The organism is Vibrio genomosp. F10 str. 9ZD137 (genome assembly GCF_049974785.1).
Lineage (GTDB): Bacteria > Pseudomonadota > Gammaproteobacteria > Enterobacterales > Vibrionaceae > Vibrio.
The window spans coordinates 1-3,082 of record NZ_JBNGCJ010000450.1; the positions used below are offsets into that span (position 1 = coordinate 1).

The following is a 3,082-nucleotide window of genomic DNA, read 5'->3' on the forward strand; positions in this document are numbered from 1 at the left end:
CCGCTCTTCCGATCTATGCTGGCTGAAGAAGGCAAAATCGACCATAACAAAATGATCACAGACTATGTTCCAGAATTGAAAGGTTCGGTATGGGACAACGTATCGGTACTCAATACATTAAACCACGCAACAGGTCTCGATAACGAAGAAACTGGTGCGTCGATCATGAACCCAGATTCAGCGGTAGTGCGCTTCTTTGCTTCGGCATTTGGTTCTCCACGCTATGCAACAGGAGAGCAAGAAAGCTGGGTCGATGTGGCACTTGATACCAAGAAAATTGAAGGTGAAGAGGCGGGCCAACAGTTCCGTTACGCTTCAATGAACACCATCGTATTGACTCAAATGATAGAGAACATCGAAGGTACAACTTGGGCAAAAGTGTTTGAAGACAGAGTTTGGTCTAAAGTAAACGCTCGCCAACCAATGTTGATTAACCAAACTCCAGATGGAATGGCAATCGCGGTAGGGCTTGTGTCTACCACATTGGAAGATATGGCGCGTTGGGGAACCTTGTTCACACCAAGCTGGGGTGCGGTTGCCGATGAGCCAGTCATTTCACAGGCGATCATTGATCGTATCCATAATAATGGCGATCCAAAAGCGTTTGCAGGTACCACAAAAGAAGACAGCACTGTGCACGCTTTCAACGAGAAAGCATCGTATAACTCATACCAATTCGATTACATCTTTGACGATGGTGCGATGGCGAAAAGCGGCAATCTAGGCCAGTTTATTTACATCGACCCAGACCGAGATTTTGTGGGTATTGTTTTCTCTAACAACCCATACCACTCAGGCTATGGTGAAAACAAAGCACCTGCACTGATGCGTTCGGCTGCAAAAGCCTTAGCAGGTAACTGATTCGTTTAACTGCTCGTCCTACCGAAGAATTGAGACGCTCAATCCCTTCGGTAGTCTTCAATTTAAGTGCCTGCTCTTTATGTAAATACTCCTGTGTTTAAGAGTGGGCACTTTTTCATTTGAAATACTCACCACGCAATTTGTAATGTCGATTGCTTGAGTGATCACTATTACTTTCTAATCCTTATGAAAATGAAATACACAGCAATAGTTATTAGTGCAGCACTAATGAGCGCAGCCAGTTTCGCATCTGAAACCACCTATGATTTTGGTGGTACAATTAAAGCGATCATGATTCATGATAATGATACCGCTGGAGTCGGGGTGAATATCCCCAGCAATAGCCTATTTGGTAAGAGCAACCATAGCGATACAAAAGTGGATGCTTCATTATCTCAATTTAGATTTGGAGCGCTAAAGGATTTCGATAATGGCACCTCCATCGACTCTAAATTGGTCATGGACTTTAACGCCAACAATGACGGTGGTATGTCACCACGATTAAGAGAAGCTTATTTAACCTACCATACTGAGGCCGGCGATCTGTTAGCTGGGCAAACTTGGTCGACCTTTATGGATATGCGCAACTATCCTCTGTCTCTGGCCGAACCAACATTGAGCGGTGTGGTATTTAAACGTCAACCTATGCTCCGTTGGTCACAAGATATCGGATTATTTCGCTATGATGTCGCATTAGAAAGCGGTACCAATTCGGATATTCAAAACCCATCAGGGGATACCATTGACACCAGTGGGTCATTGCCCGATTTAGTGGCAGGCCTTGAATTAGACGACCAGCATGGCTGGGTAAGAGCAACGGCTGCGCTGAGTCAGATACGTCTGTCTTCCAATGAGCATGAATATACAGAGTTGGGTTACGGTGTTCAGTTATCCGGAGGATGGAACATCACCCCTAATGATACGGTGACATTATTGCTGTATACAGGGCAGGGAACAGACAGATATCTATTAGGCTTATCGGGAACAGGCGCAACTTGGAATGAAGATGAACAGACGCTCGATGTTCGAGAAACAAATAGCTTGATGGCGTCATACACAAGACATTGGAAGCAAGACCTTAAATCTGTATTTGCGTATGGCTCGGTTGAGAGCGATGCTTTGGATTGGCAAGACGAACAGGAGCAGGACACATTAACGTCTAGCCAATATGTTATGGCTAATTTGCTGTGGAATATTCAACCTGATTTAATGGTGGGTGTTGAATACAATTATTCAACGTATGAGCGCAGTGTGTCGGACTCTAGAGACAACCATAGAATTATGCTCGGCATGGAATGGAAGTACTAAGTTGCGTTTTCCGCTGGGCTTTTCGTGTTCATATTCTCAGTACATGACGACAAGAAGAATTTGTTCGCTGGGTTGTTAAGCGTTGAATATCGGCTTGAATGGCGATTTAAATCATGATTTAAAAAACGGTGGCCAAGAGTTGGCCACCGTGAATTGAGGTTATCTATTAATAGTTACGCTGATTGTTACGTTACAACTTAAAACGGCCAACCATGTTATCAAGACGCTCTGACAGCTGGCGAAGTTCTTGGCTTGCTGAAGCCAGTTCTTCCGCGGTGCCCGTTGTCACTTCGTTAATCGTGTTGATCTCTTCAATATTTTGATTAATCGTGTCGACCACCGTTGACTGTTCTTCTGTAGCCGTTGCAACCTGGGTATTCCGATCAGAAATGTCCATGATACGTTCCGAAATACTCAGCAGTACTTTCACGGCTTCATCGGTCGATTCAACCCCTTCAAACGTCACCGCTTGGCCTGCTTCCATCGCACTCACTGCGTCTTTAGCATCGTTTTGAAGTTGATTAATCATTTTTTGAATTTCTTCTGTTGACGCCGCAGTGCGACTGGCAAGGTTACGAACCTCATCGGCAACGACCGCAAAACCACGTCCTTGCTCGCCAGCGCGCGCTGCTTCTATCGCTGCGTTTAATGCTAACAAATTGGTTTGTTCAGAAATATCACGAATGACATCTAGAATCGAGCCAATGTCTTTGGTTGTGGTAGCAAGTTGCGTGACGACTTGACTCGTCGATTCAACATCATCCGCCAAGCGAGAAATGACTTCTTTGGCTTTAGAAACCACAGTTTGGCCAACTCTGGTGTTGTCTGATGCTTCGTTTGCCGTTTCTGCAGCGGTCGCGGCGTTAGATGCAATTTCGTTGATTGTGGCACCCATTTCGTTAATGGCCGTGAC

The 3,082-nt window shown here is 45.1% G+C and carries 3 protein-coding genes; 2 read left to right on the top strand and 1 reads right to left on the bottom strand.

The window, feature by feature from the left end; translation table 11 throughout:
• Positions 1 to 861 (top strand): serine hydrolase domain-containing protein (locus ACP45E_RS10775; protein ID WP_141707294.1); only part of this gene is annotated, 861 nt, incomplete at its 5' end.
• A gap of 228 nt (positions 862 to 1,089) precedes the next feature.
• Positions 1,090 to 2,169 carry a DcaP family trimeric outer membrane transporter gene (locus ACP45E_RS10780; protein ID WP_017035930.1) on the top strand — a complete coding sequence of 360 codons (1,080 nt, stop codon included), beginning with the start codon at positions 1,090 to 1,092 and terminating at the stop codon, positions 2,167 to 2,169.
• Positions 2,170 to 2,359: 190 nt separating this feature from the next.
• On the opposite strand, the gene ACP45E_RS10785 is transcribed toward ACP45E_RS10780, so the two are convergent.
• The coding region (locus ACP45E_RS10785) for a methyl-accepting chemotaxis protein (RefSeq protein ID WP_141707295.1) at positions 2,360 to 3,082 on the bottom strand (723 nt) is incomplete at its 5' end.